20 protein-coding genes and 1 pseudogene are annotated in these 26,173 nt (G+C 44.1%); 17 read left to right on the forward strand and 4 right to left on the reverse strand.

The annotated features are described in order from the left end of the window. Positions 1–12 precede the first annotated feature (12 nt). The gene (locus tag MHB85_RS16275; RefSeq protein ID WP_341073236.1) at positions 13–1,698 is read left to right on the forward strand and encodes an extracellular solute-binding protein; all 1,686 of its coding nucleotides are present in this window, start codon (positions 13–15) and stop codon (positions 1,696–1,698) included. Positions 1,699–1,766: 68 nt separating this feature from the next. Here the strand turns inward: MHB85_RS16275 and MHB85_RS16280 are convergent, their stop codons facing one another. Both MHB85_RS16280 and MHB85_RS16285 read right to left on the reverse strand, forming a co-directional pair. After that, a complete protein-coding gene (locus MHB85_RS16280; protein WP_341073237.1) occupies positions 1,767–3,386 on the reverse strand; it encodes a response regulator in 1,620 nt (539 codons plus the stop codon). Next, entirely contained in the window at positions 3,364–5,094 is a 1,731-nt protein-coding gene (locus MHB85_RS16285) for a sensor histidine kinase (RefSeq protein ID WP_341073238.1), read from the reverse strand. The genes MHB85_RS16280 and MHB85_RS16285 overlap by 23 nt, the downstream gene beginning before the upstream one ends. Before the next feature lie 323 nt (positions 5,095–5,417). On the opposite strand from MHB85_RS16285, the gene MHB85_RS16290 reads away from it, so the two are divergent. The 6 genes and pseudogenes from MHB85_RS16290 to MHB85_RS16315 all read left to right on the forward strand — a co-directional run. Next, the gene (locus MHB85_RS16290; protein ID WP_341074237.1) at positions 5,418–6,635 is read left to right on the forward strand and encodes a DNA polymerase IV; all 1,218 of its coding nucleotides are present in this window, start codon (positions 5,418–5,420) and stop codon (positions 6,633–6,635) included. Beyond that, entirely contained in the window at positions 6,632–7,000 is a 369-nt protein-coding gene (locus MHB85_RS16295) for a YolD-like family protein (RefSeq protein WP_091020148.1), read from the forward strand. Before MHB85_RS16290 ends, MHB85_RS16295 begins: the two co-directional genes overlap by 4 nt. After that, entirely contained in the window at positions 6,984–7,352 is a 369-nt protein-coding gene (locus MHB85_RS16300) for a hypothetical protein (RefSeq protein ID WP_091020147.1), read from the forward strand. Before MHB85_RS16295 ends, MHB85_RS16300 begins: the two co-directional genes overlap by 17 nt. Before the next feature lie 416 nt (positions 7,353–7,768). Further along, positions 7,769–8,656: an RCC1 domain-containing protein gene (locus MHB85_RS16305; RefSeq protein WP_341073239.1), complete on the forward strand. Its 888-nt coding sequence runs from the start codon at positions 7,769–7,771 to the stop codon at positions 8,654–8,656. A 240-nt stretch (positions 8,657–8,896) separates the two neighbouring features. Beyond that, positions 8,897–9,226, forward strand: a complete 330-nt coding sequence (locus tag MHB85_RS16310) for a metal-sensitive transcriptional regulator (RefSeq protein ID WP_047843212.1) — start codon at positions 8,897–8,899, stop codon at positions 9,224–9,226. 240 nt (positions 9,227–9,466) lie between these two features. Next, positions 9,467–9,563, forward strand: a pseudogene (locus tag MHB85_RS16315) (IS200/IS605 family transposase); the annotation flags it as partial. Between the two features lie 228 nt (positions 9,564–9,791). On the opposite strand, the gene MHB85_RS16320 reads toward MHB85_RS16315, so the two are convergent. Then, positions 9,792–11,102, reverse strand: coding sequence for an amidohydrolase family protein (locus tag MHB85_RS16320; protein WP_341074240.1), 1,311 nt, complete (start codon positions 11,100–11,102; stop codon positions 9,792–9,794). Between the two features lie 169 nt (positions 11,103–11,271). Here MHB85_RS16320 and MHB85_RS16325 point away from each other — a divergent pair, with 169 nt between their 5' ends. The 3 genes from MHB85_RS16325 to MHB85_RS16335 all read left to right on the forward strand — a co-directional run bounded on the left by MHB85_RS16325 (position 11,272) and on the right by MHB85_RS16335 (position 13,771). Continuing rightward, entirely contained in the window at positions 11,272–11,700 is a 429-nt protein-coding gene (locus MHB85_RS16325; RefSeq protein WP_091020144.1) for a MarR family winged helix-turn-helix transcriptional regulator, read from the forward strand. A 425-nt stretch (positions 11,701–12,125) separates the two neighbouring features. Further along, positions 12,126–12,572, forward strand: coding sequence for a GNAT family N-acetyltransferase (locus MHB85_RS16330; RefSeq protein ID WP_091020142.1), 447 nt, complete (start codon positions 12,126–12,128; stop codon positions 12,570–12,572). Positions 12,573–12,979: 407 nt separating this feature from the next. Next, complete coding sequence (locus MHB85_RS16335; RefSeq protein ID WP_091020140.1) at positions 12,980–13,771, forward strand: SDR family oxidoreductase; 792 nt, start codon at positions 12,980–12,982, stop codon at positions 13,769–13,771. A gap of 485 nt (positions 13,772–14,256) precedes the next feature. On the opposite strand, the gene MHB85_RS16340 is transcribed toward MHB85_RS16335, so the two are convergent. After that, a complete protein-coding gene (locus tag MHB85_RS16340) occupies positions 14,257–14,514 on the reverse strand; it encodes a GlsB/YeaQ/YmgE family stress response membrane protein (RefSeq protein ID WP_091020138.1) in 258 nt (85 codons plus the stop codon). A gap of 199 nt (positions 14,515–14,713) precedes the next feature. Here MHB85_RS16340 and MHB85_RS16345 point away from each other — a divergent pair, with 199 nt between their 5' ends. From MHB85_RS16345 to MHB85_RS16375, 7 genes are all read left to right on the forward strand, one after another. Continuing rightward, positions 14,714–16,366, forward strand: coding sequence for an extracellular solute-binding protein (locus MHB85_RS16345; protein WP_341074241.1), 1,653 nt, complete (start codon positions 14,714–14,716; stop codon positions 16,364–16,366). A 74-nt stretch (positions 16,367–16,440) separates the two neighbouring features. Then, positions 16,441–18,279: a sensor histidine kinase gene (locus tag MHB85_RS16350; RefSeq protein ID WP_341073240.1), complete on the forward strand. Its 1,839-nt coding sequence runs from the start codon at positions 16,441–16,443 to the stop codon at positions 18,277–18,279. A gap of 3 nt (positions 18,280–18,282) precedes the next feature. Next, on the forward strand, positions 18,283–19,824 hold the full coding sequence (locus MHB85_RS16355; RefSeq protein WP_341073242.1) for a response regulator: 1,542 nt from the start codon (positions 18,283–18,285) through the stop codon (positions 19,822–19,824). Positions 19,825–19,977: 153 nt separating this feature from the next. Continuing rightward, a complete protein-coding gene (locus tag MHB85_RS16360) occupies positions 19,978–22,026 on the forward strand; it encodes a glycoside hydrolase family 16 protein (RefSeq protein WP_341073243.1) in 2,049 nt (682 codons plus the stop codon). 238 nt (positions 22,027–22,264) lie between these two features. Continuing rightward, the gene (locus tag MHB85_RS16365; protein ID WP_181155434.1) at positions 22,265–22,678 is read left to right on the forward strand and encodes a hypothetical protein; all 414 of its coding nucleotides are present in this window, start codon (positions 22,265–22,267) and stop codon (positions 22,676–22,678) included. Positions 22,679–23,031: 353 nt separating this feature from the next. Beyond that, complete coding sequence (locus MHB85_RS16370; RefSeq protein ID WP_341073244.1) at positions 23,032–23,601, forward strand: histidine phosphatase family protein; 570 nt, start codon at positions 23,032–23,034, stop codon at positions 23,599–23,601. 480 nt (positions 23,602–24,081) lie between these two features. Next, the gene (locus tag MHB85_RS16375; protein WP_341073245.1) at positions 24,082–26,136 is read left to right on the forward strand and encodes an alpha-galactosidase; all 2,055 of its coding nucleotides are present in this window, start codon (positions 24,082–24,084) and stop codon (positions 26,134–26,136) included. Positions 26,137–26,173 lie beyond the last annotated feature (37 nt).

A 26,173-nucleotide genomic window follows, 5' to 3' on the forward strand; every position in this document is an offset into this window, starting at 1 on the left:
GGGGGAGACAACATGTTTAAAACATGGCAAAAACCGCTTCGCATATTGATGGCTGCCACAATGTTATCTGGTGTGCTCGCAGCGTGCAGCAATGAATCGACATCAGAGAACAAGCCTAGCGACAGTAATGAATTTTATTCCGCTCCGTTTGAAAATGGTAAATATGTTGAACCGGTTACCATTTCGACTGTATTTCCGATCACCAGCAGCTTGAAGTTCAAAAATGGGGAAAACATTGAAAATAACGTTCATACGAAGTGGGCTCACGATACACTGGGGATCGATATTAAATACTTATGGACGGTGAGTGAACAAAATAATGCGTACCAGACCAAACTTCGTCTCATGTTAACCTCGGGTCAGAAAATGCCGGATATTATCTCTTTCCGTGGTGACTCTACGCTAATCAGTGATTTGATCGAATCGGGTCAATTCACGGATGCGGGGGAATTATTTGATAAATATGCCTCCGATGTATACAAAAAAGCGATGGCGGAAGATCCAAACGTATGGAACCCGTATATGCGTGATGGCAAACGTATGGCTATTCCTATTCTGGAGAACGCTTACAATAATGATCCCGTCATGTACATTCGGGAAGATTGGCTCAAGAAGTTAAACTTGAAAGCACCAACCAATTTAGCCGAGTTGGAAACGGTAATGGATGCCTTCGTCAATCAAGATCCGGATGGCAACGGCAAGAAGGATACGATGGCTCTGTCTGTAGGTTTCAAGAATGATCTGAACACCTGGATGTCGGAATCCGGCTGGATTTTTGGCATGTTTGGAGCGATGCCTAATCAGTGGAACAAAGCCGCAGACGGTTCACTTGCCTACGGCTCCATCCAGCCAGAGATGAAACCCGCACTGACGAAAATGAAAGAATGGATGGAAAAAGGATACATTGATAAGGAAGCGGGACTTTATGATGAGCCCAAAGCAACGGAGGCGTTTACTGCAGGCAAGTCCGGTATAATCGTTGGCCCTTACTGGATGACAGGCTGGCCGCTCCCGGATCTGCAAAAAAACGTGCCTGATGCTGAGTATAAAGCATATCCACTTCCGGCCGGCCCTGACGGGAAGATGGGACGACATGGAACGCCAATAAGTACAGGAGCCGTTCTCATTAATAAGGATATGGAACATAAAGATGCATTCTTTGTATATCAGAACTATTTGTTTGATCACTGGGCTAATCCGGACAGCACAACGTTCGTGCACGGATTTGCTAAAGGTTATGATTATGACATCGCTCCAGACGGAACCGTCTATAAAGAACTGCAAAGCGACAAAATTCCTGGCGGCTGGATTGATGCGATCCGTTATACGTTGACGTTTGACGGCGCGATTATCCCTAACCTGATGATGAATACCCTGGCAGAACTTGCAGGGGGCAAAGAACCAACCACTCAGTATGAGAAAAACCTGGCAGACCGTATCCCTGAACAGATTAAGGCCGTCAAGATTGTCATTGACCAAAAAGATATTATCATGCCTGAGATGTTCACGAGTGTACCCACGAAAACACAAGTTTCCCGAGGCGATATGCTGAGCAAGCTGGAAAAAGAAGTGTTGAATAAAATCATTTATGGCCAAGCACCCATTGATGATTTTGATGCATTTGTGCAACAGTACATGTCTTCTGGCGGTAAACAGATCACGGAAGAAGTAAACGCATGGTATGACACGATAAAATAAAAAACGAACCGCACTTCATGTACAAGGAGTTTCATTTACCTGTGTACGTGAAGTGCGGTTTTTTAACTTTATTGCTCACGGTAATCCTGGGGCGTCATACCGAATTTATCGCGAAACACCTTGATGAAGTATTGGGAGTTGGCGTAGCCCAGTTTATCGGAAATCTCATATACCTTATCCTGCGAATGATTAAGCAGGTAGAGGGCAAGATCCATCTTGACACTTAGAATGTACTCACTCAAGCTGATGCCTTGAATTTGTTTGAACAGCTTGGAGACATAAACCGGATGCAAGGATACATGATCCGCGATCGATTGGAGACTGAGGGAGTGCAGATTGGCAGAAACAAACGTCTTGATCTGATGTATGACATCATGTTGCTCATCTAAAGACTGTTCCTCCAGCTTCGTTCGCAGCCGATCAAGCATGTTTTCAGCCCAATCTGTAAGTTGGGATACAGACCGAAAAGGCATACGCGGAACCCATTCGTTTCCGACCAAATCGGATAACAGCGCATGATTTTTGTGGGCAATGTAATGAAAAGCCGATAACAATATAATCTGAATCTCATCCAGATGTTCTTCAGTTTGTTCAGGCAGCGTGCTATACCCAGTCTCAATTCGGTGGAGACGTTCTTTGAATACTTCCCATTGTCCCGTTTCAAGCAAATAATTGAAGGTTGGTGGTTCATATAATATATGCAAGGAACGAATGGACACAGGACGATAGCTTTCCTGAAGGGAAAGGAAGTACCCTGTACCGTTACCTACCTGCTTTTTCAGAGCGGACTGGGCTTGCTCATACATGTCCCGGATATCATGCTGGAGTTTACCCTTCTGGCTCAGGATGACGGAAATGCCACCTTTCAGATATTCATTGACATTATGATGCAGCTGTAGGGAGGAGATATGCGTGAGACCCTGATTCTGATCCTCCAGCTGATCCTGCTCCGGCAATTGCTTACTGTGACTTAACTTTAACAAGAAAACCAGATAATCGTAATGATCACGACAATGCCAGGTATGAAAAGCTGTGTTGTATAACTCACATGCGATGTTGGTCACGGCATACTCAAACAACTGCAAGCTGCTCGTTGTATGCCTGGTAAAATGTTCTTCCAGGCGTACCAGAACGAGTTGAACTTCATCTTCGGCATGGAAGGGCAGATGATAGTGTGCCAACTTGTCGTTCAAAGCATCTTCTGCATAACGATTACCTTCAATCAACTGATTCAGCAGCCTGTCCTTCAACGAAGGCAGGTGCTCGCGAAACGAGTTCATCGCCTGTTCATAGGACAAGGCTCTACGGATTTGCTGCTCAATGGACAGCACCGTCTTTTCCAGACATGCCGCCAGTTTTTCGACATCAAGCGGTTTTAGCAAATATTCAACAACCCCGTGTCTGGTCGCTTCTTTCGCATACTCGAACTCGGCATAACCGGTGAGCAAAATACAGGGCAGGTTGGGTTTAGCCGCCTTGATCTGCCGAATCAGCTCAAGTCCGTTCATCACCGGCATTGAAATATCGGTAATCACGATATCTACGGTCTGTTCATCCAGAATGGATAAAGCCTGCATTCCGGAATATGCTTTGTGAATACGCTCGATCCGATATTCATCCCATGGAAATGAGATCTCAAGATCGTCAATCACATAGGATTCATCGTCAACTAACAGAATCTGATGCATCTGCAATATCCTCCTTATGTATAGTAATGATGCACAGGGTACCTTCATATAAGCTGGATTGAACGGACAAGCCCGATCGTTTACCATATGTGAGTCTGATTCGCTGATTGACATTTCGAACTCCTGTTCCGATCTGTTCCTCTGGGCGGGTTAGTTCATTCATGTGTTTGCAGCTCAGTGACAGTCGCTCTTCCGGCATGCCCACACCATTATCTGCAACGATGATACGGATGACCTCATGGTCCTGCTCCGCGCGAATCGTAATTTTCCCTGAACCCATGGAGGGTTCAATCCCATGTTTGACCCCATTTTCAACGAGTGGCTGCAAAATCATACGAGGGATACGGACCGAGAGAAGCTCTTTGGGTACATCGATATCAAAAGTGATCGTTTTTTTTCGCATATGAATAATGGACATGTAATGATTCACAAAACGAAGCTCTTCACCCAGCGTCGAATCCATATCTTCAATACGATGAATATAACGGCAGTAGGAAGCCAGCTCCAAGGTCATGGCTGTGACCGATTCATAATCCTTTACACTCGATTTGCTCTGGATATAGTTGAGACAGTTGTATAGGAAATGGGGATTGATCTGAGCCTGATACTGCTTGAGTCTGGCCTCTTTGACGGAAAGTTCTCCAATAAGGACCTGCTCAATTAATGTCTGCGTATTCTCAGCCATTCGGTTGAACGATCGACCCAGGATTTTAAATTCCATAATTTGAGTTTCGTCGACACGGCTGGAGAAATCTCCCCGGTCAAACCGGTCGATCGCTTTACGCAACCGAATAATGGGTTGTTGAATCTGATTACGCAGAGCCAAGATGTACAAAAGCGAAAGAAGCAGCAGGGCTACAAGTGCCAGCACAAACAGCGTATTGTTACGTGAAATTGATTGCTGAAGCTGATTGGTTGGATGATAGTCGATAAAGTACAAATCCAGAATACTTGCTTTCATATAAGTGATGAAGTAATTCCTGTCCTGAAAGGAGATTTCAAAGAAACCTCTGTCATTTCTGAGCTGTGGAACAACCTGAGCATCAGCCTGGGCAAGTTCAAGGGAGCCTGAACCTCGAATGGCTGTTTTAAAATGGGAATCATACAGCATCGGTGTTCCGGATGTATAATCAGACATCATTTTCTGCAAAACATCTAATGAGATCCTGATCTCGATATACATCGGCCCTCGATGTCCCTTGGTGAGATGTGAATAATAACCTGTACCATCCTTGTTCATATGTAATATCCATTGATCGAGCGGATCTTTGGACATGGAGAATGATCGAAATGAAAACTGGGGATCAGAAGATACCGTGTCCTTTTGATCCGGATAATACAAAATAATGGTATTGTTCCATGAGGTGGAAGCACTGTTTAATGCCAGCTTCTCAATGAGCTCCAGCTTGGCCTTGTATTTAGCAAAATCATTTCCGTAATGAAGAACATATGTATAACCTCTGACGGATTGATCCTCTGATAATGTTAGCGCATTCATTAATACCTGCTCAAATTGATTCGATAGCTGGGAGGACATGAATCGCACTTCGCCCAATTTATTCTTTTCTAACTCTCGTTGAATATCTCCCACATTTAATCGATAGATCCACCAGAAGATCAGTACAATCAGCATAAACATCAAAACTAGACCGAGTGCCAGCTTTGAAAAAATAGAGCCGTTCTCTGTGGGACACTTTTCCTTCAACATGTCATTTCCTCCTGTAGAATAAGAACGATCATCTCTAGCTTTATTCTACAATATCTAGCTTTATAAGGGGAGGGAACATGAGGACAAGGGGCTTACAGAAGACACCACTTAAAGGTGGATGTCAACGATCTGAACCCTGGAGCTGCGTAATTCTATAGTAAATGGGGTTTGTATAAATCGGACGCTCCGAATTCGATGGTCCTATGCCAAATATAAATATTTACCTCTTGCATAAAGAACACATGTTCGGTTTATAATATATAGAAACATACGTTCTTAAATGTACAGGAGTGATTTCAGTGTGGACTAAGCAGCGAACCATTATGCTCATTGATATGCAGAGTTTTTATGCTTCAGTCGAAAAGGCAAAAATGCCCCAATACAAAAATAAACCACTCGCCGTTGCAGGCGATCCAGCAAGACGTTCTGGCATTATCCTTGCCGCTTGTCCGTTGGCCAAAGCTAAAGGTGTATCTACCGCGGAACCACTCTGGCAGTCTCTTCAGAAATGCCCTGAACTGATCATTGTAAAACCTCACATGCAAGAATATATCGAAGTTTCCACTCAGATCATGTCCATTATTGAGGAATTCACCGATCTGGTCGAGCCATACAGTATAGACGAATTATTTGCTGATGTTACAGGGTCTATGCATCTATTTGGTAATGATCCAGTCGATCTGGCCAAACAAATTCAAGACAAAATCTATAATGAAACAGGGGTTTATGCAAGAGCAGGAATTGGTGAAAACAAAATTATCAGTAAATTGTGCTGCGATATGATTGCTAAAAAAGCGGAGGGTGGCATTTTTCACTTAAAGAAAGAGGAGTTGCATCTTCACATTGGAGATAAGCCCATCCGCGATATGTGGGGGATTGGCTCAAGAATGGAAAAACATCTGTGGAAGATGGGTATCCGAACCATTAAAGACCTGGCGAATACGCCTCTTTCCAAATTAAGAAGCAAGTGGGGTGTTAATGGAGAAGTCATCTGGAGAGTCGCCAATGGACTCGACAATTCGCCGGTAACCGTCAACACACACAGCACACAAAAGGATATCGGAAACGGAATGACCCTGCCTAGGGATTTCACAGAAGCATGGGAGATCGAAGTGGTTATTCTCGATATCTGTACAGAAGTGTGCAGAAGAGCCCGTAAAAAAGGGCTGATGGGTAGTGTCATATCTGTGAGTGTATCGGGAGCAGATTTTGATCACCCCACTGGTTTTCACAGGCAAGTTAAACTGTCTGATCCTACAAACATAACCGTTGATTTGTGCAAGATCGCCAAACGCATATTCCATCAACATTGGGATGGGCAACCTGTGCGCCGTGTAGGCGTATCCCTGTCTCAATTATCCAACGCGGATACATATCAACTATCTTTCTTTGATGATCAAGAGCAGAAACGAGCCATTGATCAGGTGATGGACAACATTAAGGATCGATATGGCGACATTGCCATTCTTCGAGCGAGCTCCATTACGGCTGCGGGTCAAGCGATTGATAGAGCATCTAAAATTGGGGGGCATTACAAATGAGCAAAAAACTGGAGGCCAATGGATTATGGGAATCGAGCCGCATGATGCTTCCACAACATAAAGAACGAATTATACAGCATCGTACTCAAATTCATCATCAAGCGAAACCACTGATTCATGAAGATGAGTGGGAGATTATTGCTCAACATATAGATATGTCCCTCAACTATACGTTGCAAGCCACCTTTGAAGTGTTTAATGAGTCAGGCAATCGGTATATACACGGAATCGTCACTTCAGTCAGCGCCTTTGGAAAAAAAATAAAAATTGAAATGGATAATGGATTTGAATGGGTCGATTTTGATCAATTGGTCACTGTAAAGTTTGAAGAAGGAGGAGGTGTGTACGGTGAGACAAACTTCTGAGGAACTTGCACTCGTAAAGAGGCTGGTAGAGCTTCCGTATCTTTTAGGTGCTCTGGAGGTAGATAAGCATAAAATATACGCTTCAAACTTTAAAATGAAATCGGTGTATATTGATTACCTGGACGGTACCCAAAAGAAAATTGCTTTAGAGATGTACAAATCAAAACAAAGTTTAAAGGAACATCATATAAAAATCATTGAAGAGGAGAGATCCGAGCTGAGTTTAACAGTAAATTATTCGGTAAGAGGTTACCTTCACAAAATGACATTATTGTGGAGCAAAGTGAAAGTGGATGTGACCTTAATGCTTACGGAACATATGAGCGTTGATATTACTGATATGCCAACATAAACATAGAGTTTGAGCAGAATACAGTATATAACGTCATGGGGCGGATATAATACAGCTATAACCATTGTTTTCTTCTCCCGATTTGGGTAAACCGACCTTTGAAATTGAAGGGTCGGTATTTTTGTCTCAAAATTTTGCATTGGCATATTAAACATATAAAATGAGAGAAATCACGCGGCAGATACATTTATCCATATAAAACAAGGATGAATCCTTCAGAAGGGTGATACCAACATACCTGGATTAGTACGGCGAGGTTCCGTTATCTTGACAGCCAAGATTATTACATACAACGTTGAATAAGAGTAATATGTTGATGTCCTCTTGAGCATGTTTTCTGTGAAAGATATGAACGCAAAACGTTATGACTTACCGTTGAACAATGGAGGAGTTTAATTTTTAAAGGGGAGAATGATATGGACTACAATTCAAGGAAGGAAGCAGTGTTTGAGACGAAACGGCTCCGTAACTGTACCATAGCGGCGGGTCGTCGTCATACCGTTGCTCTTAAATCTGACGGAACAGTAACAGCTGCGGGTGATAATAAATATGGTCAATGTAAGGTAAGCGATTGGTGCCATATTGTCGCAGTTGCGGCTGGTAATGTTCATATGGCTACGAACACCGGTAATGCACATACCGTTGGTCTTAAATCTGATGGTACGGTAACAGCTATAGGTTGGAATAAGCATGACCAATGCAATGTAAGCGAATGGCGCGATATCGTAACCGTTTCGGCAGGTTGGTGCCGTACGGTTGGGGTTAAATCAGATGGCACCGTGGTTGCGATGGGGCGAAATAATGAAGGGGAATGCAACGTGAGCAGCTGGCATGATATTGTATCGGTCACGACGGGTGACTGGCATACAGTCGGTCTAAAAATAGACGGAACGCTAACAGCGGTTGGTAACAATAAGTATAACCAATGTAACGTACACGACTGGGGCGACATATTAGCTGTTTCGGCGGGGTATCTTCATACGGTTGGGCTCAAATCGGATGGCACGGTAGTGGCTGTGGGAAGAAATAATGAAGGTGAATGCGGCGTAAGCGGTTGGCGCGATATTGTAGCAGTAGCAGCGGGGAGTTATCATACCGTTGGTCTTAAGTCTGATGGTACGATGGTTGCTGTGGGTTCGAATAAACATCACCAATGTGATGTAAGTGGCTGGCATGACATTAGAGCTGTTTCGGCGGGCTGTGCCCATACGATTGGACTAAAATCGGATGGTACGATGGTTGCTGTGGGTGATAATGATTATGGACAATGTGATGTAAGCGGATGGAGTATCATTCAACAATAAATAAAGGAATTTCATATCGAGGGACTAGATCATGGTCCCATTGAAGTCGCTATTTTAGCGGCTTTTTTGTTTTATCGGTACAAGTTTTATTCCCAAATCAAGGACAAGAACATGGTCCGATTACCAATCAGCGTATAAATAATCGGTTCTTCTCTCCATAAATTCATTGATCTAACGAGAAAGATAGTCCATATAGGGTAGGGGGGGGATGGTAATGTGTTAATAAAGGAGTTGATCTACTTGGATGATACGATACTTGAGGCCGCCTCATGTGACCATACATCTTCAAACGAGCGGAAAAGCCATCATTCGGAGAGTACAAAGCGAAAGTTAATTAGCCGGTTGAATCGGATTGAAGGGCAAGTGCGTGGAGTAAAAGGAATGATTGAGAAGGACACGTATTGTGATGACGTATTGCACCAAATTGCCTCCATTCAATCCGCGTTGAATGGAGTAGGAAAGCAGCTTTTGGAACATCATATGAAAAGCTGTGTCATTGAACGGATTTCAGAGGGCGATCACAAAGTTTTGGATGAACTGATGATCACTGTAAATAAGTTAATTAAATAAGCTAGAATATTACAGGTACCTCTTGTTGTATTCAGGCAAAAAGAATGTCAGGAACAAGAATATGCTCCCGTTGAGTCGCTATTATAGCGGCTTTTTTGTTTTATGGCTTTAGCCCATTGAGTGCGTATAACGCGCGAAACAAAAAACCACCCGCTATGCGGGTGGAGGAACCTGAGGTTTGATCACCAAGACCGTTCCGATAAAATTAGATGTTCAGGCTGGGTGAAGGAATGGTCTAGGGTGGCAAACAAGAGCTGCAGCCTAGCTCACACAAAAGTGGATGTGTAAATCCCACATTGTATTCACCCCGAAGTATAGACGGAAAGAAATCTATAGATACTATGTAAGAACAGTTATAGAAAGTACTCTAAATGACTATATTAACAAAATTAACGCCTTCCACTAAGGAGCTGGTAGCAGAAGGGGATCTAATTGCAACTCATTTTCGCTGGGCATCGTTCAAAAAAATTAGTAGATGGATAAATAGATTAAAGTCGAAGAGGGACTGCATTTTGCACTCCCTCTTCTTAGTGATTTTACAATTAGGAAATATAAACTACTAGTTTTAGCCTAGTTTTTGCGAACCATTGAACCACACAGATTTGATTGACAAGGTATCTGAAATATTAGTGATCGGATCACCGTTAATGAGAATAAGATCAGCACGTGCACCTTCGGTAATCCGGCCACGATCATGTAGACCAAAGCAACTGGCCGGTTTGGAAGTAGCTGACTGAAGAGCTTCGATCGGAGTTAACCCAGCCTTCACCAGCAGCTGCATTTCGTGGTGAACACTGGCCCCATGAGCAAGGCCCCCAAGGTTCGGAACGGGAACCGGTGCGACATCCGTCCCTACAAGAATATCAACTCCGGCACGGTGAAGATCCATCACATTTTTAAAGCTGTTCTCCATATTGCCTTGTGGGAACGTATTGAAGCTTGAGTTCAAGATATCGATCCAATCTGGACTTAATTTGGAATGAACTCGTGGATCATTAGCCAATTCTGATGCCGGATTACCTATAATCGATGAATTCAACACCAAGCACGGTGTAACAAAAGCTCCAGAATCAGCTATGGATTTGACCAATTCGGACGTGTTCTCGGGTCTGTCGATAAACAAGTGGCCCAAACCGTCGACTCCAAAATCGATGGCTGCTTTCGATGAAAGAGCCGTCAAGACGTGGGCAATAACCAACTTATCAAATTTGTGGGCTTCAGTAACAGCTGTTTTTAGAATCTCGTCACTTAGAACAGGCAGGCCAGGTGCACCCATGACCGTTCCCTCTTCAATCATGATCTTAATATAGTCAGATCCATTCTCCACTTGGGTATGCACATGTTTGATCGCTTCTTCAACCGTCGTCACTTGAGGTATTTCGTCGTGATCGTGAGCGTAGGCGGCCAACATTGCTTCCCGGTCTTCCTCCGATAACTTCTCTAGTTCCTTTAATACGAATTCAGGTATTTCATCTCCATCAGGCAGTAATTCATCTGGGTGCCCACCAGGAGCGGTAATCGCTGTACCAGCAGATCGGACGTCTGCGATGTCATCCACATTTTTAAGCTGAATTTCGCGCCCTCTTTTAGTAAAATCGCCGTTCATTTCAAGTTCTGTTGTAACACCGAATTTTAAGGCATCTCGTAATCCGCCAATTGAGGTATGAACATGTGCATCAATGAGACCAGGTATTAATGTCGCATTTTCTCCATCGATAATTGTTGCATCGCTCGGGATGTCTCCGCCCACTGAGATAATGGACACCCCTTTTATGACAATATGTCTGGGAGCAATAATTTGATATCCATCAAAGATCCGTACATTTGTAATCGCCGTAATTTCTTCTAACCCAGCATTTTGATTTAATTTCTCCATCATAAAAAATCCTCCTAATGTGTTTGTGATTCAACACTTCGGAGTATAACTGTTAGGTATCTAACAGTCAATAGTCTAATGTTTATTTGACAAGCCTATTGGGATCACTGTATATTTTAGCTACTTACAATTAGATTCCTAACAATTACGGAGGGGACGATGGACGGTCATGCATTCCCGAGAAGATACGCCTTTTATGGAATTGTTTCAAATTATCGGTCTTAAGTTAAAGAAAAGAGCGGATGAGAGTATAAAAGAGTTAGGATTAAGTTCTCAACAAGGAAAAGTAATTGATTATATTTATGAGAATCAAGATAATCATATTATTCAAAAGGATCTTGCAGATCGGTTCCATCTGCGTGGGGCAAGCGTTACAAGCATGCTTCAAGGTCTAGAGCAAAAAGGTTTCATCGAACGTAAAATCCCGACCAATAATGAACGGCAAAAAAATATTTATGTATTACCAAAAGCGGTTGACTTGATTGAAGACTTCAATAACTCATTTCAAAAAGTGGAGGATGAAATCGTTCAAGCCCTTAATGACGAGGAGAAGCAAATCTTAAAGAAATTATTGATCAGAATTAATGAACGCATATAACAGAAGGGCAGGCAGAGGTAACTGGTGGCCAGAACACTGATTTAATATTGTCTAGAAAAAATTGTATAAGGACAAGAACATTAGTTCAGTGAAAGTCACTATTTATGGTCATAATCCTGTCAAGTAGACAAAAAGACGAAATTTACGCTACGACCGTTTCTCGGTATTCCACCGGGGGATGGTCGTTTGGATTATGAGACATACAAAAACTGCAATATTTAAAAATAAAAGTGAGAGGAGCATCATTAATGTTTGATGACATTGATTTCTCACCAAGAATTATTGCTTACACCTCGAATAATTTACATAACTTGGTCCAAGAGTGCTCTAAATATGTAAGGGAAATAATAGGATGAAGATAGTTGACACTTAATAGAGTAAATACTTCATCGTTTGAAAATCTTTCTATTTAAGGAGGTATATTAATGAAAAAACTTGAAATTAAAGTATCTAACTATGATCCCAAGTATGCTGAACATACAGTGAAAATGTGGAGAGATAGTAAGGAACGGGCAATTCGTCAGGCTGAAAACCATAGCTTCGAAAACCATCTATATTTTTTAAATCATATACTATCTAAACAGTATCAAATAGATTTAGCCTTAATTGATGAAAAAGTAGTTGGAATGATTGCCTATAGTGAAACTGAGATAAGCCAACTTTATATTCATATTGATTATCAAGGGAATGGAATAGGGCGAACCTTGCTTAATAAAGCAAAAGCACAAGCAAATGGAAAATTAACTTTATATACATTTGAAGTTAATAAAAATGCCCAAAGATTTTATGAGAATAATGGTTTTGAAATCACTGGTAGAGGACAAGAAAATGAAGAGAATTTACCTGATATACGATATGAATTGAAGTTGTAAAAATCGAATATAAAGTTACATTCAAAAAAGTGAACAGTCTGCAGGTTAGCTGGATGCTTGACCACCCAACCATATTCACTGGAACTGTAATCCCATGTATTTATTATCTTGACAGTAATTGAGTCTGACTCGTAATATTTGAAGTGGAGATGTAGGAAAGGGGACTCGCTGGACAATGTGGAATTCCTTGTAATGATTATCTAAACTGGATCGCTCGACTTGGTGTTTTGGTTATTACCACACGCCTCGTTTGTGATGCCGATCTGCAATCATTCAAGGGACGCGAGGAACCGTTTGATCAAACCCGGGCGCGGATACTTGATGTATCCGTTTTTGTTATACCTAGGATAATTCCATCTCCAATGAAAAATGGATTTCTCCCTCCCTTATTAAACGGAGGAAATAAAATGACCAAACTACATGGAAAAACCGCTATCGTGACAGGCACAAGCCGCCCTGGAGGGATCGGAACTGCCGTCTGCCGCACGTTGGCACACGAAGGCGCTAATGTGTTCTATACCCATCTGTACGATTACGATAAGACAGAGAATCCGGGAGATGCCGACAAGAACTGGCCGGATCTCTTCGCTGAAGAACTTCGCTCTTATGGCATTAAGGCAGCGCATATGGAGGTCGATCTTACCGATCCCACTTCTCCAGCGCGAGTGCTTGATGCGTGCCGGTCGGCTGTCGGGCTGCCGACCATTCTCGTCAACAACGCTACGTACAGCGTATCAGCTGATTTCCGTCAATTGACTGCATCACTGATCGATGCGCACTGTGCCATGAACATTCGAGGTACGTTCATGCTATCGGCCGAATTTGCGCGTATGCTGGAGGTTGAACTGGCCGGCCATCAGGCCCTTAACAGCGGCCGGATCATCAACCTTACGTCCGGTCAGGGTAAGGGGCCGATGCCTGGCAATCTCGCTTATGCCGCAACAAAAGGCGCCGTCTCCACCTTTACCGAATGTCTGTCTGCTGAACTAGCTCCTTTTCACATTACTGTGAATGCTGTTGATCCCGGTCCTACCGATACGGGTTGGATGTCAGAAGAAGTGAAAAAAGCCTTGCTACCGGGATTTCCGATGGGCAGGATCGGTCTTCCTGAAGATGTATCCCGTCTGATTGCTTTTCTGGCAAGCGACGATTCCCAATGGATCACCGGACAAATCATCCATTCTAGAGGTGGGTTTTAATTAGGAAAACAGTTCATTAACGCACGGGATACAATAGTTCCATAAAACCAAATAAAGCCGCCGATCAACAGGATCGGCGGCTTTATTCAATTACTGAGCAGTAAAGTTTAGTTATAATCAACTTTTATCACCAGAAAATAAAGTCTGCTTGGTAGAATTGTGAAGTAAAAATCACACTAACTGGAGTGGATACTATGCTTTCTGAGGAAGATTATGCGAAGGTAGCGAAAGAAGCTTTACATCAATACCCAATCATTTGGGAAAAACTTGTGTATCTCGGAATGAGTGATAATGTTACATTTCAAGTTCAGACCAACGATGATAATCAAAAGTATCTTATCAAATTCCATATCTCAACGATTTCCATTCACTCAAAAGGGAATGTCGCATCAGAGCTTATCTGGCTTGAAGCTTTGGTTAAAGATACAAATCTCGTCGTACCTGCCCCTGTCAGAAATTTTCAAGATGATCTGGTACTCCGCCTGTTAACGTCTTCGGAACGCTCCACCGCGTGCCAGCGCATAGAAAATCAAGAGAGCAATGATTGACCCCACGATCGCGGGTATGATATGAAATCCACCCACTACCGGCCCCCTCGGACCCAACAGTTCATATCCTAACCATGATCCAATAAAACCAGCAATGATATTTCCGAGTACGCCTCCCGGCACGTCCCGTCCAATCAGATTTCCACTTAACCAGCCAATCAGCCCACCGACAATAAGTATCCAGATTAGATACACGAATTGGCCTCCCTTCCATTGATTTATTACAAGTTATGTTTCGTTAGGGGGAATGTTGCGGATGATCTGAGAATTGACCACGAAACCATTTCCATTTTAATCCAAGGGTAGTAAAATCGGTTGTACCACCACTCGTATGAATGCTGGTTCAGATGGGGATTGGAGATGGCGAGTATAGAAAGGAGGCGCTTAGGTGTTCATGTTTCGAAGTCCTTTTATTTTAGCCTTGTTGATGATGTGTCTGATGTCAGGCTTGGCTGCTTGTTCTGAGTCAGAGCAATCGGAAGATAAGGGTGCTTCGACAAAGGCTGACTTCACAGAAGAAATGCAGAGCCTCAATCTGAATCTGGAAGAACCGTCATGGAAGCTGGATACCACACCCGTCAATCTAACGTGGTTCGTTGGGGCCGAATGGTACGGGCACACTTGGGGTGAAAGCCTGGCTTCCAAATATGTCACCCAAAAAACAGGGGTCAATATCGAATTTGAAGTACCTACTGGTGAACCAAGCGAGATGTTATCACGGATGTTGACGACCGGTAGTCTGCCGGATTTGATAACCATCGGCTCTTGGGAGAGTGCGGTTAACAAACTTCGAGAGAGTAATCTCATCTATGCCCTGGATGAGCTCGCCAACCAGTATGATCCTTACTTTTACAAGGTAGCAGGTGATGGTGCTCTACAGTGGTATCGGCAGGAAGACGGGCATACCTATGTCATTCCTAATGATGCATACAGTCCCGAACAGATGCGTTCAACCGGCTTGACGGGAGCGAACCAAACCTTTCTCGTACGTAAAGATCTGTATGAATCGATGGGCAAACCGGACCTTAGCACGCCGAAAGGTTTTCTAAATGCACTACAGTTGCTAAAGACTCAATATTCAGTTTATAAAGGACAGCTGATCAGTCCATTTTGGGCACAGGGGAATGCATCCTATGGGATGACCGAATATTTGCAAAATCTGCTTGTAATCCCCCATGAGCAGAACGGTAAAGTATATGATCGAATGACAGATCCCGATTATATCGAGTGGCTGAAAACATTTCGTACCGCTTACGAGCAGGGCCTGATTAATGTTGATTTTCTGGTCGACTCCAGTGCACAGGTGCAGGATAAAACCAACCATGCCCAATATTTTATGATGATTCGGGAATGGACAGACATATCGGACCTCAATTCGAAATTGGAAGTCCTTACGAATCAGAGTTCAACCTATATTGCTGTAGATGGACCCCGGAGCAGCAGGGGAGAATCCGCCAAACTGTTCCCCGGCAGCATGGATGGCTGGATGGTTACGATGATTAGCAGGTCCACGAAAAACCCTGAACGTGCCATCCGTTTTTTGACCTATCTGGCCAGCGAAGAAGGCCAAAGGGATTTATTTTTGGGCAAAGAAGGTGAAACCTGGACGATGGAGAACGGCAAACCCCGGTTGACGGCGGCAATGGTCCAGTTGCATGACACGGATCGGGAGCGGCTGGAAAAGGAATATGGCATTATGGATACCTACTGGATGCTGCGAAACCCTGCTTTCGTTAACCCGTGGAGACCAGAGCATACTCCGTCCATTAAGCAAATGGAGGCGTTCGCTAACCAACACGCCGATCTGGACAGCGGCATCTATAAGGGACTCGATCCTGTAGGAGATTCCGATATAGCGTTAGCCTGGTCACGTATTTCTCAGAATTGGGAAGAAGTGCTGCCAGAACTGATTACAGCGAAGGATGAAGCTGCCTTTGACAAAATTTTCGAAAATTTTCTGATACGTCGTGTGAACTACGGCTTTAACCAGGTGATGGAATATCGCCAGGCTGAACTGGAGCTGCGAAAATCCAAGATAGCCAGATAACCATTCCCTAATACATCGTTATCTACGAGATAACTAGTAATATAGGGTATGACAAAGGTGGTGAATACATCATAATGAAATACCTGCTGACGAGATTGAGGAAGCATTATCGCAATGCCCGTATATCCCAAAAGCTGTTTCTGGCATTTAGCCTGATGATTGCGATACCTGTTATTTTGATATCCTTTGTGTATATCCGTATGCAAGAAAACCAGTTATATAAGGACGCTATGGCAACGGGCAACAGCCACGTTTCATGGCTGAATGAACAATTACGCAGAAGAATGGACATGATTGAGAACGTTTCCAATACAGCCCTCACTCAAAAGTCATTTGTGGATTTTATTCATTCCAATATGATTGTGGATGGACTGCGTCTGGTAAAGTTCAAGCAAAACCAGTATGAGCAAATGCTCAATATCATTCAAAGCAATGCGATGATCAGTGAGCTTAGCTTTTACGTTGATAACCCAAACTTGTATGAAATCTGGCCTGAAATCTATCATTACAAGAAATTTTCGCCGCAGGATTATTGGGTAAAGCTTCGGGATGAAGGTGGCGCGGCTTACCGCTTATTTTCTTTTAGAGATGGCGAACACACCTTATCCTACTATCGTCTGGTTCGCCTTCAAGGGCAGGAACAAAAACGCCCTAGCATTATGGAAGTGCGCGTTCCCCACAGCATGTTTTTCAGCGACCTGCTACAGGAGAACAAGGGGGACTTCTTTTCGGTGTTGATGAACGAAAGTAATCCTCCCCAGTATGTTTACAATCCCCAGCATGAGTTTTCTGAGAAGTACGGGCTGGGGATGGAGGAGATCCTTGGCAGTATTCATCGCCAGCTGGATATATCGCCGCAGGAAAGCCCACTTCAGGTCAGGGTGGGAGATCAGAGTTACTATGTATTGTATCGATACATCGCTCCGTTGAACACTTATGCAGTCGATATTGCTTCCCATCAGGCATTGATGAAGGGACCGCGCAGTTGGTATGCATTTGTGGTAACGATTACATTATGTGTATTGCTGCTATTTATGCTACTCGTATCCCAAACGACGCGGCGTATTTTCCGGCGATTGGACAGCGTACTCGTTTCAATGCGTCAGGTACGGAAAGGCGAGTTGGATGCAATAATTGATACAGGCCTTGATGAGAACGAAAGAGGAGATGAAATCGATGAGGTGGCGGTGAATTACAATAAAATGTTACATGAGGTCAAACGTTTAATGACACAGGTCGTGGATAAGCAGTTAATTGCCAAAAACGCACAGTTACACTCCCTGCATTCGCAGATTAACTCCCATTTTTTATATAACGCCCTGGAATCGATCCGGATGGTGGCAGAGGTACAGAGGCAGCCTGCTATAGCCAATTCATTGGTGTCGTTGGGCTCGCAGCTGCGCTACAGCATGCAGTGGCGTAGTGATACCGTTGCTGTTCGTGAGGAGCTTGCCAATATCCAAAGTTATATTGAATTTATCAACTTCATGGAAGGCGGCAATATCGTTATGACGGCAGATCTTCCGCAGGAGATACTTCGCTACGCCATTCCCAAGATGTGTATGCAACCCATCGTTGAAAATGTTGTTCATCACGGGGCACCTTCAGGCGGTAGCGTATCTATAGATATTACCTTTTCTGTGGAGAATGACAGTCTGCTATTCATTAACATAAGAGACGACGGAGAGGGGTTAGAGCCTGAGATGTTACACCGTCTTCAGGCAGTACTGCGAAGCGAATCGGATACGCCGATGGTTACTAGCAGAAGTGGACTTGGTTTGGAAAACGTGAATAAGCGGTTGCAGCTTCATTATGGCAAGAATTGCGGTCTTTGGATTGATAGTGTGCAAGGTGCATACACCTCTGTAACGATACGCTTGCCTTGGGAAAATGTAAATCTTGGAGGGTGGTAGAGCATGATTAATATCCTCATTGTGGACGATCAAAAACACATTCGTGACGGCCTGCAGGCCATGCTGCATCAATTTCCTCTGGAACTGAACAACATATATTGTGCCGCGAGCGGGATTGAGGCGCTGTGCCTATTGCGGCAGCATTGCATTCACATCGTTATTACCGATATCAGGATGCCGGATATGGATGGGTTGGCACTCATGGCTCAAAGCAAAGAGGAATACATGGATGTGGAATACCTCATTATCAGCGGTTATAGTGATTTTACATATGCCCAAAAAGCGATCGGGCTTGGGGCAAAGGGCTACTTGCTAAAACCTTTGAAGCGAGAGGATCTGCAAAATTCCCTGGAGCATGTATGGCAAGAGATTCAGACACGGCAGGCACTTACGCATAATATGCAGCATGTATCCCGTCTCGCCCAAGAGACCGAGAGTAAAGAATTAAGAATGTTTATGCAAGGTGCGTTAAGTGATGACGCATGGATTCTTCAGATTGAGGAACAAAATGATGCATTATGGTGTAATTATCGCCTAGCCCTGCTGAGGGAAGAAGTTGGCATTAACCAGCCCGGAGCCAGCAGCACCCATAGTATGGAATCCATTGCTTATCGTGTGTTTGGCAGACAAGGTTGTATTTGCCTGCAACATCGCCCATACCTGATCCTTGCGGTGGATGCGTCCATAGATCCAAGTGTTTATCCTACAGCGCTAAAGGAAGGAAATATCAATGCCATAACGGCCATGACTAATCCGATTCAGGGATTAAAAGAACTACCAGACAGCTATAACCAAGTACTTGAACTCTATCGCCACAGTTACTTGTTTCCTGATCAGTGCAGTATCTTCCCAGCACATATTGAGCACATGGAGCAGCAGTGGCAACTTCCCTATGAAGACTTGTATGGACTCTTCCAATCAGTTGGAACAGATAACAGTGGAATAATTACTCAGGGTATTTCTGCACTATTTCACAAAAAGGTGCTGCAACGCTATCCTATTCGCTATACCCAACAGCTCTGCGCCGCCACCGTTCAGATGATGGAGGAATACGAACGAGTTATCCGTCCTTATATGGGGGAAGACGAGCTGGACCTTGAATCATTGCGTAATCTCTTTGATTATCAAGGGATCCGTGATTATATACAAGCATTGCAACAGCAGCTGCTCCGGCTGAATCAATTCTATTATGACTATAAGTGCAGCTATCGCCATTCGCAGGATCTAAATGAAGCCATTCGTTATATACACGAGAGTTACCATAAACCGCTGGACCTTGCGATGGTATCCAATCATGTATCGCTTAATTATGCTTATTTTTCAAATCTGTTTAAGAAGAATATGGGTAAAGGTTTTGCTGAATACCTACGAGATGTGCGTCTGGATAAAGCACGGCGGCTTCTCGCCGAAACTGATCATAAAATTGTTGAGGTGGCTGCTATGGTTGGATATGAAAGCTACAAAAGCTTTACACGGGCGTTCCGACATGTGATGCAGATCCAACCCACAGAGTACCGACAGATGATGCGGCAGAAGGCAGATTGAATCAAAAGCCAAAAAAATGGGATACCACAAAAACAATTGTACCTTTTCAGCGAATTAACCTATTCGATAGAATAAAGATATCCCTTCATGTAAGCGATTTCCTTAATGCGCATGGATTGGGAGAAGTTATTATTCTATTAAAGGAGGGCAATTATGAATCCATCTCACTTTAGGGAGAAACGGTTTATGAAAAAGGTACTCGGTATGTTGCTTGTGGTTGTGATGCTGACTAGTGTTGGCATACTGCCAGCTTCAAAGGTTCAGGCAGCGGGAACTACCGTAACCTCAATGGAGTACTTCTCACCCGCAGACGGGCCTGTTATTTCAAAATCAGGGGTTGGCAAGGCCAGCTACGGATTTGTTATGCCTAAGTTCAATGGGGGCTCCGCGACATGGAATGATGTTTACAGTGATGTAGGCGTTAATGTAAAAGTGGGCAACAACTGGGTTGATATCGACCAGGCAGGCGGTTATATCTATAACCAAAACTGGGGGCACTGGAACGATGGCGGCTTCACTGGCTATTGGTTCACCCTCTCCGCAACAACCGAGATTCAACTGTACTCCAAAGCGAATGGTGTTAAGCTGGAGTATCAACTTGTATTCCAAAACATCAACAAAACAACCATTACAGCGATGAATGCAACACAAGGTCCACAGATCACAGCAAGTTTCACAGGCGGTGCAGGCTTTACATATCCAACGTTCAACAACAATCCTGCGGTCACTTATGAAGCTGTTGCGGATGATTTGAAGGTGTATGTCAAACCTGTAAACAGCAGCACCTGGATTGATATTGAAAATAACGCAGCCAGCGGCTGGATCTACGATCAAAATTTTGGCCAATTCACGGATGGCGGCGGTGGGTACTGGTTTAACGTAACGGAGTCGATCAATGTCAAATTGGAATCAAAGACTTCTTCGGTTAACCTTGTTTATACCATTACGTTTAATGAACCTACAAGAAATTCATATGTCATTACGCCATACGAAGGAACAACCTTCACAGCAGATGCGAATGGTTCCATTGGGGTTCCGCTTCCGAAAATTGATGGGGGGGCACCAATCGCCAAGGAACTGGGCAATTTTGTATACCAAATTAACATCAATGGACAATGGCTTGATATGAGTAACTCCAGCCAGAGCAAATTTGCATACTCCGGTAATGGGTACAACAATATGTCCGATGCCAACCAGTGGGGATACTGGGCCGATTACGTCTATGGCCTTTGGTTCCAGCCAATCCAGGAAAATATGCAGATTCGTATCGGCTATCCACTGAACGGTCAGGCGGGCGGAAATATTGGCAACAACTTCGTCAACTATACCTTTATCGGCAATCCCAATGCTCCGCGTCCGGATGTATCCGATCAAGAGGATATCTCCATCGGAACGCCAACCAACCCGGCTATCGCGGGCATGAACCTCATCTGGCAGGATGAGTTTAACGGAACTACGCTGGATACAAGTAAATGGAACTATGAAACAGGATATTATCTCAACAACGATCCCGGTACATGGGGGTGGGGTAATGCAGAGCTACAGCACTACACGAACAGCACCCAAAATGTATATGTACAGGACGGAAAGCTGAATATCAAAGCCATGAACGACAGCAAATCTTTCCTGCAAGACCCTAATCGATATGCACAGTATTCTTCTGGAAAGATTAACACCAAGGATAAACTGTCCTTGAAGTACGGCAGAGTCGATTTTCGTGCCAAGCTTCCTACAGGTGACGGTGTATGGCCAGCACTGTGGATGCTTCCACAAGACTCGGTATACGGCACTTGGGCTGCATCAGGTGAAATTGATGTTATGGAAGCGAGAGGCCGTCTGCCTGGATCAGTAAGCGGTACCATACACTTTGGTGGACAATGGCCCGGGAACCAGTATTCGGGCGGCGATTATCACTTCCCGGCAGGGCAAACTATTGCCAACGATTATCATGTATACTCGGTAGTCTGGGAAGAGGACAACATTAAATGGTATGTAGACGGCAAGTTTTTCTATAAAGTCACTAACGAGCAGTGGTATTCCGCAGCTGCACCGAATAATCCGAATGCACCTTTCGATGAGCCGTTCTACCTCATTATGAACCTGGCAGTCGGCGGAAACTTTGACGGCGGCCGTATCCCGAACGCCTCCGATATCCCGGCGACTATGCAAGTGGATTATGTACGCGTGTATAAAGAACAGTAATAAAACAGCTGTTTCCATAATTAAAAAAACCGTTGATCTGATTCAGATGATCAACGGTTTTTTATTGTTCATTAGTCTGCGCGAGCTTGAGCATATGGATTAATATGGTCAGAATGAGGACAGAGTACAGTTCTCTGTCCTGAATTGTAAAGTGATGTTGTAATGTCAAAGAATGAAGTTGATAATAATTATCATTCATGCTATTTTGTTCACCAGTAAATTAAGGAGCGATCACAAGATGACTTCAAAAGATCGAACAAAACAGTTGCTTCATGACCAATTTATTCGTCTTTTACATGTATATGAGAACCACAAGAATACAGAAATTGAGCATTTCCTAAGTATCGCCCAGCGAGAAAGCATCGAGAAAATCCCTCAGCATTTGAGTCTGGCGGAATTGATCAGGGAGCGCAGAAGCATTCGTAAATGTAACTCTACGCCGGTGGACCAGAAGTTAGTTGTTGATTACTACGTAAGGCTAATCGGCTTCAACCATTTGGTGAGGCTCGCTCGTGGGGTGTGGTATATGTCGGAACTTCAGAAGCACGCATACGGTTTGGTGGACTGCATGCTCGAACAGATGTCGCAGAGCAAGCTCGGCAAACTGATTCCTGTTCTTGGATCAAGAAGATATTTTTCAAGTCAGGTATAATTGTGGAACAAATATTATTATTGATGTTGGGTGGTATGGGAAGGAGTTTGCTGTGATGGTAATTAAAGATTATGATTGGGATAACCCACTGATGGAAAAACGATGTGTAGACTTGAATAAGTTACATGAATTCGTCCAGAAGTGCTCTGAATATGTAAGGAATATGATAGGCTGAAAATAGTTGACGCTTAATAGAGTGAATACTGCATCTTAGAGAGATTAATAATTCCCAAGTGATCTCAGCTCCAATTAAAGTATTGAAATAAATACACAGAATCATGATACTTGGCAGCGAGTGTGGATGGACAAGATTAAAGCGACTTACATAAATACGTAGGAAAAGAGGGATATAAATGACTACGCTAGGATTGATCCGACATGGAGTCACGGATTGGAACGATGAATATCGAACACAAGGCCATTCCGATATTCCGCTTAATGAGAGAGGTCGAAACCAAGCTGAACTATTGTCCAAAAGAATTGGCATGGAACATTGGGACTATATTTATTCTAGTGATTTGTCCAGAGCACTTGAAACAGCGGAAATCATCGGTAAGATCAAGAATATTGAAGTGAGAACAGACCCGCGCTTAAGAGAAATGAACTGTGGACTTATAGAAGGAACGACAGAACAGGAACGCGTCAAACGGTGGGGATATGGATGGTTCAGACTAGATCTTGGTATCGAATCAAACGATGAGATTGTAAAAAGAGGAAAGCAGTGCCTTACCGACATATCATTAAGACACCCAGACCAGAAAATATTAATTGTGAGTCACGGTGCATTCCTTGGAATGACTCTGAAGAGACTCGTACCCCATGTCGACATGACAGAAAGTCTCTTGAATACATCGATTACCCTGCTTAATACAGGGCAATCGCGATGGAACTGTTCGCTGTATAATTGCACTAAACATTTATAAATCTTTAGCTGTTATTGAAAACAGCATAGGCCAAGCAATGCATCGTTAAAGATGAGCTCCTAGAAGAAGTCTCGAAAACAAGAATATGTTCCCATTGCCGATTAGTTGATTAACTAAGTAAGGGCGATGGGTCTTTTTTTATAACTGAAATACTAAAAAGCTGATTTGTCGTCGCCAGAACCTACCTTGAGCGACGGGAAGACGAGAGCACGGGCTCGAGCCTGTTCTAGATCCGAATCTTCTTGGCGCACATCCTTCATTTCAGATCGACCGCAACTTCGTTGCCTCTTCCAGGGGCTGTGTGCAAAGAGGTGAAGATCAATTGTGATAACGCTTGAGTTGAGTTAAATCGCGTCATGTATCGGAAGATTGTTGCATGGAAACTACTCTATTCGGTCTTTATAATGAGGGCAGACTTGGGCAGGAGAGACATAACCGGCTCCGCTCAGGGCACAGCATGCAACAATAAGGAGGCACATAATGCTAACTAGCGATACAGCCGTACAAGTGCAGCAACAGGATAATAATCTTGTAAGCGTTACAAATGGGCACGTGAGCCTGGAGATTAATCTTGAAAATGGTGAAGTGTCATGCATCGGCAATCATTCTTCCCATGTGAAGGGCATTCGTAGTGCTTTTCGCTGGCAGGGCCGGGAATATAGCACGGATCATTATCAGAACCATGAGCTAACGACACAGGGAGATATTGTTCGAGAAGGTTTTGGAAAAGGCATCCGTTTGATTGTTCTGCATACAGCCTCGTTGCTGCCGCAACTGGAGCAGCATTTCTATATGTATGAATCCTCACCGTATGTACTGGTGCAGACCGCTGTAGCAGGTGATGAAGAGCTTAAGGCGAATCGCATGGCTGTCATCCAATCCAAAACCATATCCCTTGGCGGAGAATCCGGCCAAGATGAACCAAGCATTCTATGCGTTCCGTTTGATAATGATAAATGGGTCAGATATACGGTGGTCAAGCCGCCGCTTGATGTGGAAAGCTACGAAGCGACAGCCTTGTTCGCGCCCCAGAGCCGCCGGGGAATTGTGATGGGTTCACTTACGCATAAAGTATGGAAAACAGGGATTCGTATGCAAAGCGAAAAAAGTGGACAGCTTGAGGGACTTGATCTGTACGGTGGTGCCGTGAGTGAACTGACTCGCGATTCCCAGCCTCATGGTTATGTGAAGGGAAAAAGAGTGGAATCTCCCCTGGTATTCGTCGGGTTCTATGAAGACTACCGTGAAGGTCTTGAAGCTTACGGTCAGGCGAATACCTGGATTGAGGCTCAATTGCCTTGGGAGGGCGGTGTTCCGATCGGATGGAACAGCTGGTCTGCGGCCATGAGTGATCTGGACTATGATCTGTATACAGCGACCAGCGATTTTCTAAAAAATGAAGTACAGCCGCTTGGATTCGAGAATGAGAATACGTTATACATCAACTTTGATGCGTTCTGGGACAATTTTACGCCGGAAGAAATGAAGAGTGCGTTGGACCGGGTACGGCAAAACGGACATAGAGCAGGCACCTACTGGACCCCATTTGCCTTCTGGGGAGGGCCTGATCAGTTCGGTCAGACAGTCGAAGGAACGAACGGAAAATACACCTATGCTGATATCCTGCTGCGTGACGGTGAGGGCGAGATCCTGCCGGATGTAGACGGTGGTCTGGCTATTGACCCGACACATCCTGGAAACCTGCAAAGGATTGACTGGTTCACGGACAAATTCATCTCGGAAGGTTTCGAATATATCAAATTGGATTTCTTGGCGCATGGCGCACTGGAAGGGCAGCACCACAACCCGGATATTACAACAGGAATCGCGGCTTATCATTATGGCATGTCTTATTTGCAGCATAAGCTCTCACCAGACGTAATCGGACGACCGTTTTTCATTAACTTGTCCATCGCTCCATTATTTCCTTATGCTTTTGCCCACAGCCGCCGTATCTCCTGTGATGTCTTCGGTACACTTGCAGATACGGAATACCTGCTGAACTCATTGACACATGGCTGGTGGATGAGCAATACGCTCTATCGCTACAATGATCCTGATCATTCGGTGTTGTACAGAAGCTTCAACCAGGAAGCTACCGGCTGGCATGAAGGACGCAGTCGTCTGACCGCTTCAGTTATTGCCGGTACGGTGCTCTTGCTTGGGGATGACTTCCGCAAAGAGGAAGCAGCCGAACGAGCAAAAGAATGGCTTGGCAACAAGGATATTTTGAACGTTGCTCGTATGGGCAAAACCTTCCGTCCAGTTGAAGGTGATTATGGGAAGCTGTCTTCTGACGTGTTTGTCCTGGAATCGCCGGAAGAGAAGTGTTTCTTTCTTGCCGTCTTCAATTTTGATGCTGCACAGGCTGCGGAGAAATCCATCTCGCTGAAACGGGCAGGGCTAAACGCCAATGCCCTATACAATGTGCAAGATCTGTGGGAAGGCTCACAAGGGGAAACGTCTGGAGAGCTCACGGTCTCACTGGAACCGGCGGAATCCAAAATCTTTAGATTGACTGTGAAGGGAAACTGACTGGGCGAGGTGACCATTCAAAGCCGTGATTCCATTT

This window comes from Paenibacillus sp. FSL K6-4396, assembly GCF_038002525.1.
Classification (GTDB): Bacteria; Bacillota; Bacilli; order Paenibacillales; family Paenibacillaceae; genus Paenibacillus; species Paenibacillus amylolyticus_B.